At 56.8% G+C, this 13,368-nt stretch carries 9 protein-coding genes and 2 pseudogenes; 4 read left to right on the forward strand and 7 right to left on the reverse strand.

The annotated features are described in order from the left end of the window. Positions 1-179 (forward strand): annotated as a pseudogene (locus tag CKW15_RS03920) (IS256 family transposase); the annotation flags it as partial. Between the two features lie 13 nt (positions 180-192). On the opposite strand, the gene CKW15_RS03925 reads toward CKW15_RS03920, so the two are convergent. Further along, positions 193-1,029 carry a hypothetical protein gene (locus CKW15_RS03925; protein WP_095151662.1) on the reverse strand — a complete coding sequence of 279 codons (837 nt, stop codon included), beginning with the start codon at positions 1,027-1,029 and terminating at the stop codon, positions 193-195. A 403-nt stretch (positions 1,030-1,432) separates the two neighbouring features. On the opposite strand from CKW15_RS03925, the pseudogene CKW15_RS03930 reads away from it, so the two are divergent. After that, positions 1,433-2,594 (forward strand): annotated as a pseudogene (locus tag CKW15_RS03930) (HipA domain-containing protein). Next, positions 2,591-2,869 (forward strand): helix-turn-helix transcriptional regulator, encoded by a 279-nt coding sequence (locus CKW15_RS03935; RefSeq protein ID WP_095151663.1) that lies wholly within the window; start codon positions 2,591-2,593, stop codon positions 2,867-2,869. Before CKW15_RS03930 ends, CKW15_RS03935 begins: the two are co-directional and overlap by 4 nt. 62 nt (positions 2,870-2,931) lie before the next feature. Here CKW15_RS03935 and CKW15_RS03940 read toward each other — a convergent pair whose 3' ends face one another. From CKW15_RS03940 to CKW15_RS03950, 3 genes are read right to left on the reverse strand one after another with little or no spacing between them, the layout of a single operon-like run. Next, positions 2,932-3,603 carry a GNAT family N-acetyltransferase gene (locus CKW15_RS03940; protein WP_095151664.1) on the reverse strand — a complete coding sequence of 224 codons (672 nt, stop codon included), beginning with the start codon at positions 3,601-3,603 and terminating at the stop codon, positions 2,932-2,934. 17 nt (positions 3,604-3,620) lie between these two features. Continuing rightward, positions 3,621-4,067: a GNAT family N-acetyltransferase gene (locus CKW15_RS03945; RefSeq protein ID WP_095151665.1), complete on the reverse strand. Its 447-nt coding sequence runs from the start codon at positions 4,065-4,067 to the stop codon at positions 3,621-3,623. A 2-nt stretch (positions 4,068-4,069) separates the two neighbouring features. Beyond that, positions 4,070-4,699 (reverse strand): FMN-binding negative transcriptional regulator, encoded by a 630-nt coding sequence (locus tag CKW15_RS03950; protein ID WP_095151666.1) that lies wholly within the window; start codon positions 4,697-4,699, stop codon positions 4,070-4,072. 91 nt (positions 4,700-4,790) lie between these two features. Here CKW15_RS03950 and CKW15_RS03955 point away from each other — a divergent pair, with 91 nt between their 5' ends. After that, on the forward strand, positions 4,791-6,347 hold the full coding sequence (locus CKW15_RS03955; protein ID WP_095151667.1) for a PLP-dependent aminotransferase family protein: 1,557 nt from the start codon (positions 4,791-4,793) through the stop codon (positions 6,345-6,347). 14 nt (positions 6,348-6,361) lie between these two features. On the opposite strand, the gene CKW15_RS03960 is transcribed toward CKW15_RS03955, so the two are convergent. The 3 genes from CKW15_RS03960 to CKW15_RS03970 all read right to left on the reverse strand — a co-directional run bounded on the left by CKW15_RS03960 (position 6,362) and on the right by CKW15_RS03970 (position 13,230). Next, the gene (locus CKW15_RS03960) at positions 6,362-10,861 is read right to left on the reverse strand and encodes a dermonecrotic toxin domain-containing protein (RefSeq protein ID WP_095151668.1); all 4,500 of its coding nucleotides are present in this window, start codon (positions 10,859-10,861) and stop codon (positions 6,362-6,364) included. A gap of 188 nt (positions 10,862-11,049) precedes the next feature. Further along, positions 11,050-12,081 carry a histone deacetylase family protein gene (locus CKW15_RS03965; protein WP_095151669.1) on the reverse strand — a complete coding sequence of 344 codons (1,032 nt, stop codon included), beginning with the start codon at positions 12,079-12,081 and terminating at the stop codon, positions 11,050-11,052. A gap of 150 nt (positions 12,082-12,231) precedes the next feature. After that, on the reverse strand, positions 12,232-13,230 hold the full coding sequence (locus CKW15_RS03970) for an AraC family transcriptional regulator (protein ID WP_095057869.1): 999 nt from the start codon (positions 13,228-13,230) through the stop codon (positions 12,232-12,234). Positions 13,231-13,368 lie beyond the last annotated feature (138 nt).

Genomic DNA, 13,368 nt, shown 5'->3' on the forward strand with positions numbered 1-13,368 from the left:
TGCGCAAGATCATCAAGACCCGAGGTCACTTCCCAACCGACGATGCGGCGACAAAACTGATCTGGCTTGGGCTGCGCAACATCACAGCAAACTGGGGCTCAGCGGCCCATGACTGGAAAAGTGCGATGAATCAATTCGCGATTCTGTACGGAGATCGATTTATCAGGCCTGCCTGGTAAAAGAATGGCCTGCCTAACGGCAGGCCGTTACCGGCCTGCACACAAAATATCTGACAGTCCCGACGACTTTGAGCGTTGCGCCTTCGATGTTGGCGTTACCGCTGACCTTGATCGTTTCCCCGCCACCGTCGGGAGAGACTTCGTAGGCAAGTACCCCGATGTCAGAAATAACCAGGTCACCTTTGACCCGTGGAGCACCGTTCAATTTATCGACGTTCAGCTGACCGGAGACATCCAGGCTCCCAACACTGCCAGCACCTGCAAAACTGCCCCCCTTCATGACGATCACATCGCCCTTGATATCGCCCTTGTTGAAGAGACTGCCACTCACTAGCGCGCTGCCTTCGACTTTTCCATTGTTGGTCAGGGTGCCGCCTTGCTGTACGAGTACGCCTTGTTTGAAATCACCCACACTGTTCAGCAACCACGTTCCTTGTGTGACATACAGGCCGTCAAAGTTACGAGTATTGCCCAACTCGCCGCCGCCCTCAGCTGCAGCAAGTTGTATGACGTTTTCGCCTTTACCCCCATCGACCCGGCCTTCAAAGCTAGCTCCATTCCTGATGATGAGGAGGTCATCGCTGTCGCCCAGTTTCAGGGATACGCCTTTTGTTGCAGGGTGAGCCGAATCAACTTCCTTGAGCACCGTGGTATCAGCGGTGATAAGGGCCTGGAGCCTGCCGATGAGGTCTGTCTCTGGAACCTTACCTTGGTGCTCGACCATTTCGCCGGGGATTGTCGGTTCAATGTCATTGGTTGGCTGTTGGGCACTTGAGTATTCAGTGCAACCCAATGCCAGTGCTATGGCGAGTGCCAGATATTTGGGCCGGAATCTGTGTTGAATGTGCATCGAATTTGGTCTCGGTTTAAATGAGGCCAAACTCTAAAAGAGGGGCTATAGGCGCCGATGTCAGCTGCTTCCGGCACCTTTGAAAGACGTATCAGATCGTCGTGTAGAAAATGACTGATGACTTGAGAAGGGCAGTTTTTATCCCTTTGATCTGACGTATTTTCTTACAGCAATTCGAGATGTGCGCGGCTATCGCAGCTCAAAGAGCAGGTCTACCGTACTGCTCGTGCAGTATTCAATACCAAAGGTGATCTGCATTGTTTTGCGTAATTCTCGGCACAAGTTACGCAGGTCTGCATTTTATTGCGTACTTTCTAGTTTTTCACGATTGAGAATGCACTATATTGCAGTTCATGGTTCGGGCGCTGCACAACAATGTGCATTTAGATGCAGGTACCGCTTTATGTACGATCTGACCTTACAAATCTATGAAGCCGGGAACTGGCAGGACGCTATGGTTTTGAGCTTCGACAGTCCTGAAAAAGGATTCGAAAGTCGATGCAGCTTTGGTTATGCGCAAACCTATCTTTTTGATAACTATGAGGACATCGGCACGCCATTCGCCAAAGCGGTGAGTGCGAGGTTTCCCTTGGATTGGGATGGTCGGAGATCCAACGCACCGGCATTTGTGCATGACATTGCACCTGCCGGTGCGGCCAAAAGGTTTCTTCTGGCGCGCATGGGGCGAGACAAGCCTGTTGATGTGGGTGCTGACCTTTTCTTGTTGGCCAGAAGCACTCCGGCGCCGATCGGGAACATGCGGGTAAAAGAATCCGCTGAAGCGATGGACCAACGTGAGTCGATGGGGTTTGAACGGCAGGACGTTATTAGTCGCGATAATCGGTTTCTTGAGTATGCCTATGAGCAGGGTGCTGCCATTGGCGGTGCTACGGGGGCTGGTGGTGAGGCACCGAAGCTATTGTTGACCCAGAACAAGGCAGGTCTTCTTTACCCTGATGCAGCGTTTTGACCGCCATGTAAACCAAACAGGTGTCGAGCGCTTTGCCGTGGAGTCCATCTACTCGCTGGCAAACATCACTACACCGGGTAGTGCAATGGATCACATGGAAGTTATCCGGTTATTGGCAGGGCTTTGGCGTGAAGCGGGGCAGACGGAGCAAATTCCTGATCTTGTAGCCGATTACTTGCGTCGGGATTTGCTCAACAAAATCCTCGGTAACTCGGATAACCATGGGCGCAACATCGCAATTATCCGTGACGTGGCTTCGTTTCGCCTGGCACCGATCTACGATCTGGCGCCTATGGTGATGGACGATGAAGGTATTACTCGGTCTACCAAATGGCCAAAGAATTTAGAACGAGCGGGAGACGTCGATTGGCGTGGTGTGTGCCGGGCAATATCCAACATCGACAATCCGAAAGACCCGTTGGCAGGGTTGAGTGATTTGCAAGACTCTTTTGAGCGCCTGCGTGAAGATGCCAACCATTTTATGGCTCTCCCGGACATCCTGGCAGCGGGCGGATTACCTGAAGTAACCATGAATCATCCGCGAATAGCATTGAAGAATCTGGAGCAACGTTTGAAAGACTGGGGCTTGAAATGAGCATGACCGTTGCCGAGCGCACTGTGCTCATAGAAAGTATTCAAGAGGCGTTAGCTCAAGGCACGCTTGAAATTGGCGAAGCGGTTCGCCGATTGCGCATTGAAATCACCGGTCTGCACCAGACGCAATTCGCGAAGATGTGCAAGATTTCGGTACGGACGCTGATGCATATCGAGCATGGAGAAGGGAATCAGACGCTTAAATCGTTGAATGCTGTATTCAGACCATTCGGATTGAAGATGGGTGTGGTGCGAATTCGGCGTGAATTCAGCTGATCTCTCCAAGATCGCAGTCTTCGGCAGCTAGCTCTCTCGAAGTCTGCGATCTCTCAGGAATCTTATCCTCGGCACTCCACAAGGCCTTTCACCTGCCCGGACGCCGTCTGATTCTCATCGCTCAACCACGTTTCAAACCCGGCGCCAATCGCAGGCCATTCCGAATCCAGAATTGAATACCACGCGGTATCACGGTTCTGTCCCTTGACCACCATGTGCTGGCGGAACACCCCTTCAAAACTGAAACCCAAACGCTCGGCGGCGTATTTGGAGCGGGCGTTGGCGTTGTTGCACTTCCATTCCAGGCGACGATAACCCAGGGCGAAGGATTCCTTGGCGAGCAGGTAAACCGCTTCGGTGCTTTTCGGCGAGCGTTGCATCGGCGCGCCGAAAGTGACGTGGCCGATTTCGATGCGGCCCTGGGCCGGGACAATCGACATCAGGCTGAGGATGCCTTGTACGTCGCCGCTCGCGCGGTCAATGACGGCGAAGAAGTACGGGTCGCTTTGGGTCGCGTGGTTGTTCAGCCAATCGTTGAATACGCTGCGCTCGGGGAAGGGGCCGTAAGGTAAGTAATCCCACAGTTTCGGGTCGGCGCCCGGGCCTTGCAGGGCTTTGAACAAGCCGTCGCTGTGGCGCGCCGGGTCGAGTCTTTCCAGGCGGATGAAGCGCCCTTCGATCAGTTGAACGCTAGGTGCCGGGACGCCTTTCCAGTCGGCGAGTGAGGTCGACATATTGCTCTCCTTGAACTTTAAATGGCTTTGCGAAACTGGATGAACCCGGGGCGTTCGGCGATGCGCTCGTAGAGCTGGATCGCCGTCGCGTTGGATTCGTGGGTTAACCAGTGGACCTTGCTGCAGCCGTCGGCCTTGGCCGTGGTGTAGACGAATTCGATCAACTGGCGGCCGACGCCGGTGCCGCGGGTTTCTGGCGCTACCAACAGGTCTTGAAGGTAGCAGGAATTTTCGATGGCCCAGTTCGAGCGATGGTAGATGAAATGCACCATGCCTACCGCTTTGCCATCGGCCCAGGCGAGGGCGGCGTGGGTCGGTTCGCTCGGGTCGAGCATGCGCAGCCAGGAATTTTGGGTGACGGCCTCAGGCAATTCGGTTTTATAGAAGGCCAGGTAGGCCTGCCACAGCGGCAGCCAGGCAGCGTGGTCGTCGGCGCTGACCTGGCGGATTTCGATCTGACTCATGTTCATTCCTTGGGCATCAAATGGGCGCAGGTCTGGTCGTGGACGTCGGGGCTGGCGCTCAACCCTTCACGCACGCCGGCGATGTCGGCGGCATTGCGGTTCTGGCTGAGCTTGCGTTTGCCTTCCAGGCGCTGGATCGGCAGGGCAAACCCGACGATAGCCTTGAGCATCCCTTCAATGTAGTCGGCGGGTGCATCGGCGACTTTCCATGGCTGGGCGCGGCTGGCTTCATGACGGTCGGTCAGGGCGCTGACCAGCTTGAGCAAGCGCTCGGCGTCGGTGAACACTTCAGCACTGCCGTAAGCGTGCACGGCCACGTAGTTCCAGGTCGGTACGACTTTGCCGTTTTCAGCTTTGCTCGGGTAAAACCCGGGGCTGACGTAGGCGTCGGCGCCGGCAAAAATGACCAATGCTTCAGCGCCGTTTTGCAGCTCCTTCCATTGCGGATTGGCTTTGGCGAAATGACCGTACAGCGTTCCGTTCGGCCCTTGCTCGGCATCAAGCAGTAGCGGTAGATGGCTAGCCTGCAGGCCTTGCTCACCGTGGGTGACCAGCAAGGCGAGGCGGGTGCCGAGTATCTGTTGCTGCATTTCCTGCAGGTCGTCGATGGCGAAGGCTTTTGGCGTGTACATGGAAATTTCCCCTTGGCGAATGCTTGCATCCTAGGCAGGATATTGGTCTGGTGTAAGAGCCATTTATGTGTAATTTCATAGGTCCATTGAAATGACCAACGAGCCACTGTCCTTGTCATTCAACCCCGCGGGTATCGAACTGGATCGCCGTCAGGGGTTGAGCCGTCAGCTCTATCAAGCGTTGCGGATGCGGGTGCTGGACGGACGCCTGGCCAGTGGCACGCGCTTGCCGGCGAGCCGCGATCTGGCGGCGGCGTTGGCGATTTCCCGAAACAGCGTGGTGCGTGCCTACGATCAGCTCTATGCCGAAGGGTTTATTGAGGGGCGGGTTGGAGACGGGACTTATGTCGCGCAACTGCCTCAGAATGCCTTGTCGCCAAAAAAACTATCCACAAAAGTATCCACAGGCTTTTCAACAGGGTTACCCACAGCCTTATCCACAAAACGGCTTGATTTACCTGTGGATCCATCCAGCAAAGTTATCCACAGTGCTGCTTTAGGGCGCGTTGAAAAACACCATTTGCCCACGCCACCGAGTGGCCCGCCGCGGGCTTTTCGGGTCGGTGTTCCGGCATTTGATCTGTTTCCTTTCGAGGTTTGGGCCAAGCTGAACGCGGCTTTCTGGCGTAAACCGGATTTGCAGCAGCTGTGCTATGGCGACCCGGCGGGTGATGCACGATTGCGCGGCATGATCGCGGCGTACTTGCGCAGTTCCCGAGGCATGCAATGCACGGCTGAGCAAATTGTGATCACCAGTGGCGCACAGCAGGGGATTAGCCTTTGTGCACAGCTGCTGGTGGAACCGGGGGACGGGGTTGCCATAGAAAATCCGGGGTATCGAGCAGCCGGGCATGCGTTCGCGGTGGCGGGGGCTCGATTGCACGGCGTAACGGTAGACAGCGAGGGCATCGCCTGTACTGAGTTGGCGGCGCTGGGCGATTGTCGTTTGGCCTATGTCACGCCGTCGCACCAGTACCCGACCGGGGTGGTCATGAGCCTGGCACGGCGTCTGGAATTGCTGGCCTGGGCCGAGCGTACTCAAGGCTGGATCGTCGAGGACGACTACGACGGCGAGTACCGCTACAGCGGCGCACCGTTGTCACCGCTGGCGGCACTCGATCGTAATGGACGGGTGTTGTACGTAGGCACCTTTGGCAAAGTAGCCTTCCCGGCGTTGCGCCTGGGATATCTGGTGTTGCCGCCGGGGCTGGTGGACGCCTTTGCGCAACGTCGGGCGGTGGATGTGCGTCATTCCGAAGTGAGCACCCAGGTGGTGATGGCCGAGTTCATGGCCGCCGGGCACTTCCAGCGGCATATCCGGCGCATGCGCCGCGCCGCCTTGAGTCGACGCAATGCCTTGATGAGCGACTGGCCTGTGGATATCCCGGGCGTAGGCAGCTTGCCCAGTGTGGCGGCGGGGCTGCACATGACCGTGCCGGTAGACAATCTGGAGCGCGAACGTGAGCTGGTTGAAAAGGCTGCCAGTGTCGGTGTCGAAATCAATCGACTGAGCAGCTATTGGCTGCCTGATTCAAAGACGCCGGAGGACAATCGTGCAGGTCTGGTCCTGGGGTTTGCCGCTGTGCCTGAAGCGGCGATAGCGGCAGCCCTGGTGCAACTGAAAGAGGTATGGCGTGGCCCCGATTAGCCGGCCAGCCGGTGTCAGGTTTTGGGTTCCAGATCAAAAAATACAGCCGGCTCGGTGATGGCGCGCAATACGTAGTCGATGGGCGCCAGGTCCGTCAGTTCCTTGCGACGTTCAACACTCAATGTGGCCAAATGCTGATCAGCGATTTTCAGGTGTGCTGCAGTGAATTGCTCTTTCGCAGCCCCAAGCGTGTCGTAGTGAAAGTGCGCCAGCCACAATGGCTGATCCTTGTTGGTGAAGTCGAGAATCCGGTATTCCTCAAAGTAATCCTTGCGTTGTTTTGTCTTGATCCGGCCTTGCTCGTTTTTGACGATCCGTACCTGGTTATTGCTTAGCATCCATTGCAGATAGGCCTGACGGGGATAGCGCTCCTTGAGCATCATGGCGCGGGTTTTGATGCCTTCCTTGCGTAAGCGGGTGGCCTTTGCTCTGAGCTCTCCGGGAAGGGACGCGACGGGAAACGTACCTGGGGACTTGCGCAGGATCTGCTCGACATCGACGGCCATTTGCTCCATCCGGTTCGCTCGTAGATCGAAGAGGTCCTGCATGTCTGCGGGCACTCGCTGGGGTTTAAGGGCATCCTTACGTGTTCGCTCGACGAAGTTATCAACGTCCAGGTTTAACTCATCGCCCTCGTAGACAGTAAGCCTGTCGGTACGTACCGGTAACAAGGCAGGAGCTGCCTTGACGGGCAGAGCCGCTTCAAAATCCTGATCCTCGTTCTGCGACTGTTCAGGTTCCGAAACCTTTGATTTCGCAGAGGCCCGCGGTCGGCTTTTGCTGACTTTGCCGGCGAGCCTTGAGGGGCCTGCGACGGCGTGTTTGACGGTGGTAGTTTTAGCGGTCGCCTGACTGGGTATCAGTTTGCCCAACTGGTCTTGCCCCGACGCCTTGAATTCGCAGATCAGGCCGCGCACCCGCTCCAATTCAACAGGTTGAACCTGTTCCGGGAAGTCGTTGGGTAAATCCTGCAAGCGCTGTTCGGCATCGGCTAATGTGTCGATCTGGGCGCTTAAGGTTTCGATGCGAATTGCGGTGGGCGTATCGTCTGCTGGTGTTTTCAGGAGTTTTGCCACTTGTCGGCTGGCGGTCGTTGCATCCACGATGACCTTGGCGACAGCTTCGGATACCGGCTCCATATCGATGCCGGCAGCGGGCTTCAGAGTCAGCTCGTAGGACATGGCAATCTGGTTGGCCTTAAGGTCCCACTGTGTGAAAGCTGGCAGCAATCTCTTCATCGCGGATGCTTGAGGTATACCGATTTTGCCAACATCAATGAGTCGATCCATGGTTGCGTGGGAAAGTTGGAGCTGGGCAATCATCTTGTCGCTCAACTGAATGGCCTTGTTGGCATCGTCCAGCAAGGTTTGCCGTGAAGCGGTTGCCCCAGATTCGTTCGTCAGACGGCGAAGGAGGTCTGTGTAGGTCTTTCTTTTAGCTAAAAACCACAGGCCGATGTATTTTTCCAGTTCACAGGACAGGTTTCTAAAGTCCCGCTCATTGCCACCATTGCTACCAGCCTTAGGCAACGACCTAAGCTCCTCGACTTGCTCCAGAGCCGCCTTGTAGTCCGTGATTTGCTGTTCGAGAAGCGTAAGGAACGAACCCTCTGTTTCTTCTTCGAGCTTTTCAGGAGTGGTTGCCAATTGCTCTTGTGAGTTTTCGAAGGCAGCACGTTTGGTGTCCTCAAGGTTTTTGAATTCCTTTATCGCCTTTTCCAGCTCCTCTTTTCTTGCGAGGTCTTTTTTGCGCTTGGCGTGCAACTGGCTTTTGAGGCTTACCCCGCCGGCACCACCACGCAGCCGCAGGCGCAAGTCCAGATGCCAATGCCCCTGCAGATCATGAATCAATAGAGGACCCGTACGTGCAGGGTTGGCCGGGTAAGCAATTTTTACATCCCCGTCTTCATCTTCAACAACCTTGAACCAGCGCTCGCCGACTTCTGCGAATAGTGTGTCCTCCAGTTGATGCAACGAAGCGTTGCCTCGTTTGAGCAGCGTCAAACCGTCACTCGCCAGATCAGGCATCGGGACTTGGATGCTGTCCAGATATTTACCCAGCGCTGTGGGCGAGCGGCGGGGGATGGAACCGCCGACTTCAAGCGATGAGTAGTGGCTGATGGGCAAGTCGCCGGTGAGGGGCGTGACATTCATTTCTATCGTCGGCGGCGTGACGGGTTCAGGGCGAATGATCGTTTCGGCCATCTCACTTCGTCGTCCTGATTCAGGCGTCACTTCTGCCTTGCGTCTTGAAACAGCTCGATGGGCCAACACCATGCCCAGCATCAACAGCAGGTCACCCATTGCCGACCACTGAGTAAGTTTGTCGCCACGCAAATTGGCATCCTGCGCTTGCTGAATATCGGCGAATGCTTGCCAGACCCACACCGCGACGCCCGCCGCGCCACTGAAGAAATTCGACGCGACGTTGAACACTGCCCACCCGCTTTCGCGCAGCAATGCCCACCTTCGCTCGGCGTTGGATTGCGATTGCCGATCAGCGAGTTCGGCCAAGGCTTTGGCATTGCTCTTGAACAGCACGGAAAACACATCGCCCGTCAATTCATCAGAAGAGAGCCCGACCGGGCCGGCCCATGTGATTGAAGTCCAGGGTTCGGCCAGTATTTGGGTCGACAGCCAAGGCGAAGGCAGGCCGACAGGAAATGCGTACTGGGCATATTTGAAGCTCAGGGCGGTGTCGGGCAGCCAGGCCAGAACTGAGTCACGCAGCTCTCCCGGTTGATGCAGGGCATAAATCAGGTTTTGCTCTGCAGGGAACTGCAGCAAGGGTTTTTCGAACAGCGGGCGATAGAGCAGGCAAGGCCCGACGTCGGTATCGCGTGCAGCGATGATGAACATGTTGGCGACGTTATCGCCGGTATGCCTGCCGCCATGGGTGAAGGTGAGAGGGCGAATGACCACGGGTTGCGGATTGCCCGGCGTGGGGTCGAGCCATGCACGCAGGGTACGGTAGCCCTGTTCATCAATGCCTGCGAGTTGACGAAGTTTGTGCTCCAGCGCCATAAGCGGCAGCAGTACGCGCAATTGCTTGATGTAAGCACTTTCTTGCAGAGCTGACTGAACGTTGTCATCAATCAGCTTGCTCTTGATCAACGTCGGATACGTCTCACCAATATTGACCTGAGCTGCCTTGGCCGTCAGGTAATCGATGGTCAACCAGTCGGGGACTGTGTGTTCATCTGTGAAGCGCAGAGTGGCCTGGTAGGGCGCCTCGTTTTCGAGAGCATATTCACCGAGCGTTTCGGTGTGCCTGTCGAGCGGGTTCGGGAGTGTCAATCCACCCGCTTCGAAGCTGTTGGTGATAGTGATTTCGAGCTTGTCGAGGGGCAGCGCGGCAGCGTTTGTCTTGTTGTCCGCCAGGATCGCTTCACGCATTTTTTGCTGAGCAAAGTCAGTAATGGGCGGGATCTTGTAGAGCCCAGGGTCGGATACTTTGAGCAATTTACCCATGGCCTTGATGGATTGACTGTAGACATCCAGATCCGCAGCCGAGGCATCAGCCAGCCAGTCAGGTATCGCCTCGTCAAGTTGGCTTCGCGCAGGCCCTTGAGGGGCGTTGTGATGCAAGGGTTCTTCCGATGGGTTTTCACCAGTGATGGCACTCAACGTGTCAATTTGCGTACTGATCAGCGCCCAGGCCATGTGGTCGAAAAAATTGCCGTCTGGTTCGAACAAGCGCCATTGCATGCTACGCCTTGCCAGCTCGTCGTCTATCCGTGCAGGCAGCGAAGCGCCGAGTTTTTCCAGTGAGTCGAAGGATTCATAATCGTCTTCTACGGAGTACATCATCACCAGGTTGCGACCTTTGTATTGCCCGGTAATGACGGCTGCGCCGCCGATCATCAGATGTCGGGTGCCTTGCGCGTCGACAGTATCAATGTCGATCAGACAGACCTTGATGTTCGCAACCGTTGGATCCTGCTTTGTTCTTTCCTGTTTATCGGGATATTGAAATACAGCTCGCGCCACATAGCATTGATCGCTGTCCCAGCCGTTGGCGCTATTTACGTCCAGCATTTTTTGCAGCGCGTTGGACAGCTCCTGCCAGCGAGGCGCGCTGTGCCCCTTGTCGTTCCAGAACGCTAACTGGCGCTGGCCAAATGCGACAAACAAAAGAGGCGCGTAGTCGTTGAGCAACTCGCCGATTTCTTCGATGCTGATGTTCAGGTGCACGACGGGCGTGAGCAGCGGCAGGCGGGTCAGGAACTGCTCACCTACGAAATAGTGGGCGGTGGAGGAGGTGAAGAACTGTCGCACCAACGCCTGGGTCAGCGTTTCGTATTGAATCGGGCCGGCGATCAGTTGATCTTCAATGTATTGCCACTGCGGGGTGCCGATGAGTATCTGGTCGGGATCGAGATCGCGGGTCGGGTAGCGCTCTTTCAAGGCCTGTCGCAGCATTTGCGCCGCCACATCGCTGACGGTGGGGCCTTGTCGGGTTTCGTGGGCCGCAGTACTTTTCTTCGGCAGCGGTGTGTTAGCCGTCTCTGTCATTGTCATTTCCCTATGACGATGTGGGCGATGGGATCATCGCCTCGGGTCATCCACGGTAGGGGAGCATGTACCTGACAGGGTGGTAGATATGTATCGGTTACCTTTCGATCAGCGAAAAACTGTGGCGAGGGAGCAAGCTCCCTCGCCACAGGGTTCAGTGTTGCGCTTAAGTGCATTGCAGTCGTTGTTCACTGGCCGCTTTCAAAGCCCTGCAAAACGTTCACGGCGTTGATGCCGATTTCTTCCACCGCGTAACCGCCCTCCATCACAAACAGTGTCGGCTTGCCGAGGCCGGCGATGCGCTTGCCCATGGCCAGGTAATCCGGGCTGTCGAGCTTGAACTGCGAGATCGGGTCGTCCTTGAAGGTGTCGACGCCCAGGGAGACGACGATGATGTCGGCGCCGTAGCTGTTGATCTCGTTGCAGGCGTGCTCCAGCGCCGCGCTCCATGCCTCCCAGCCCGAACCGGCCGGTAACGGATAGTTGAAGTTGAAGCCTTCGCCGGGGCCTTCTCCCGGCTCGTCTTCATAGCCGAGGAAGAACGGGAATTCGGCTTCCGGATGGCCGTGGATCGAAGTGAACAGCACATCGCTGCGTTCGTAGAAAATCGATTGCGTGCCGTTGCCGTGGTGGTAATCGACGTCGAGGATCGCGACTTTCTTGTGGCCCTGATCGAGGAACGCCTGGGCGGCGATGGCGGCGTTGTTGAGGTAGCAATAACCGCCCATCAAATCGCCGGCAGCGTGATGTCCCGGTGGACGGCACAGGGCGAATGCACTGCGTGCGCCGCGCTGGATTTCCGCTTGGGCCGTCAGGGCGACTTGCGCTGCGCTGTACGCGGCTTGCCAGGTCCCGGCGGTGATCGGCGCGCCGCCGTCGAAGCTGTAATAACCGAGCTGACCGTGCAGGCTGGTCGGTTTGATCGGTCGCAAGGTGCGGGCCGGCCAGGTGTAGGGCAGCAGATCACCGTCGGTGTTGAACTCGGTCCAACGGGCCCAGGCACCCTTGAAGAAGTCGAGGTAGTCGCGACTATGAATACGCTCGATCGGGTCGAGGCCGAAATCCTTGGGCGCTTCCACCGGGCCCAGATTCTGGTTTTGCACCCTGGCCAGCACATGGTCGGCGCGCGAAGGCATCTCGAAGCAGGGCTTGAGTTGCCCGTCTATCAATTCGCAACGGCCGTGGTGCAGGTGGTGATCGTCCGAGTAGATCGTCAGCATTTCTTGGTCTCCGAAGGCGGATTCGATTGAACACAGTCTTGCGGCAGAGGCAGTTTTGGAGAACGGCAGGAAAGGCCAAAAGGGGATCGATACGGCCAAAAAAACTGACCGAAATTCGCCCCTTACTTGTCAGGGCGCGCTCCTACAGTGTTATCCGTGTGGGCGGAACTGGCTCGGCGCCACACCGCTCCAGCGCACAAACGCATGGCGAAAACTCGCGGTCTCGCTGAAGCCCAAAGCCTCGGCGATTTGATAGATCGGCAGCTGATCCTCACACAACATTTGCTTGGCCTGCTCGAAACGCAATTCGTCGAGCAATTCCTGATAGCTGCAACCCAGATCCTTGAGATGTCGGCGCAAGGTGCGCGCTGAGCAGTTCATCTGCTCGGCCAGCCCTTCGAGGCCTGGCGCGGCATTGAGCTGTGCGCTGAGCAATTGCCGAATCCGCCCCAGCCAGGCCTGACGTCCGGTGAACTCTACATTCTGTTTGCGGCAGCGCTCGGCCATCGTTTGGTGGGTGATGATATCGGCCAGTGGCAAGGGTTGATCGAGCCAGCGTTTGTCGAAAGCGAACGCATTGTTGGGGCCCTCGAACTGCAGCGGGCAATTGAAATGCTCGGCGTAGGTCGCTTCGTAGTCGGGCGCGGTATGTTCGAAACGTGCGGCGAGCAAGGGCAGCGGGTGGCCGAGCAAATCGTCGCAGGTGACTTTCAGCGAGACCAGGCAGAACTCGGCATTGAACACCGCCATCGAGGGGCTTTCACGATAATCGGCGGCAGAGAACCAAACCCGTTCGCCATCTTCTTCCAGGCTCAGCTCGAACACTGTTCCCAATAGCGCCGGATAGCGCATCGCCAGACGCAAAGCGTCACCGAAGGTGGCACTGGTGAGCAGGGCGTAACCGAGCATGCCGTAGCAGGAGACGTGCATCCGCCGGCCCAGTTCCAGGCCGATATCGCGTTTGAGCGCGACGGCGTTGGCGCAGACCTGCATCTCTTGATTGGTGGTGATGTGCGTGTCGGCCCGGCTCAGGTCCGCCGCACTGATACCGCTGCCGGCCAGCAGTGCCTCGCTGGACAAACCCTCGGCCTTGAAGGTGTTGAGGATCAGCGAAACGGCGTTGAGAGTGGTGAGGTGGGAGTGGAGCATGAGTACTTCCAGCCTTTGGGATGCTGGAACACGGAGCAAGTTGTGTGCCGAGACTGGTTGGGCTGGCATCGATCCTGTAGGAGCGGGCTTGCCCGCGATTGCGGTGTGTCATTCACGAGAATGCCGGATGTGCCGCCG

This window comes from Pseudomonas sp. Irchel s3b5 (assembly GCF_900187435.1).
Lineage (GTDB): Bacteria > Pseudomonadota > Gammaproteobacteria > Pseudomonadales > Pseudomonadaceae > Aquipseudomonas.

Coding starts and splice junctions, on each gene's coding strand:
- CKW15_RS03925 (WP_095151662.1), bottom strand. CDS start 1,029: ATGCACATTCAACACAGATTCCGGCCCAAATATCTGGCACTCGCCATA.
- CKW15_RS03935 (WP_095151663.1), top strand. CDS start 2,591: ATGAGCATGACCGTTGCCGAGCGCACTGTGCTCATAGAAAGTATTCAA.
- CKW15_RS03940 (WP_095151664.1), bottom strand. CDS start 3,603: ATGTCGACCTCACTCGCCGACTGGAAAGGCGTCCCGGCACCTAGCGTT.
- CKW15_RS03945 (WP_095151665.1), bottom strand. CDS start 4,067: ATGAGTCAGATCGAAATCCGCCAGGTCAGCGCCGACGACCACGCTGCC.
- CKW15_RS03950 (WP_095151666.1), bottom strand. CDS start 4,699: ATGTACACGCCAAAAGCCTTCGCCATCGACGACCTGCAGGAAATGCAG.
- CKW15_RS03955 (WP_095151667.1), top strand. CDS start 4,791: ATGACCAACGAGCCACTGTCCTTGTCATTCAACCCCGCGGGTATCGAA.
- CKW15_RS03960 (WP_095151668.1), bottom strand. CDS start 10,861: ATGACAGAGACGGCTAACACACCGCTGCCGAAGAAAAGTACTGCGGCC.
- CKW15_RS03965 (WP_095151669.1), bottom strand. CDS start 12,081: ATGCTGACGATCTACTCGGACGATCACCACCTGCACCACGGCCGTTGC.
- CKW15_RS03970 (WP_095057869.1), bottom strand. CDS start 13,230: ATGCTCCACTCCCACCTCACCACTCTCAACGCCGTTTCGCTGATCCTC.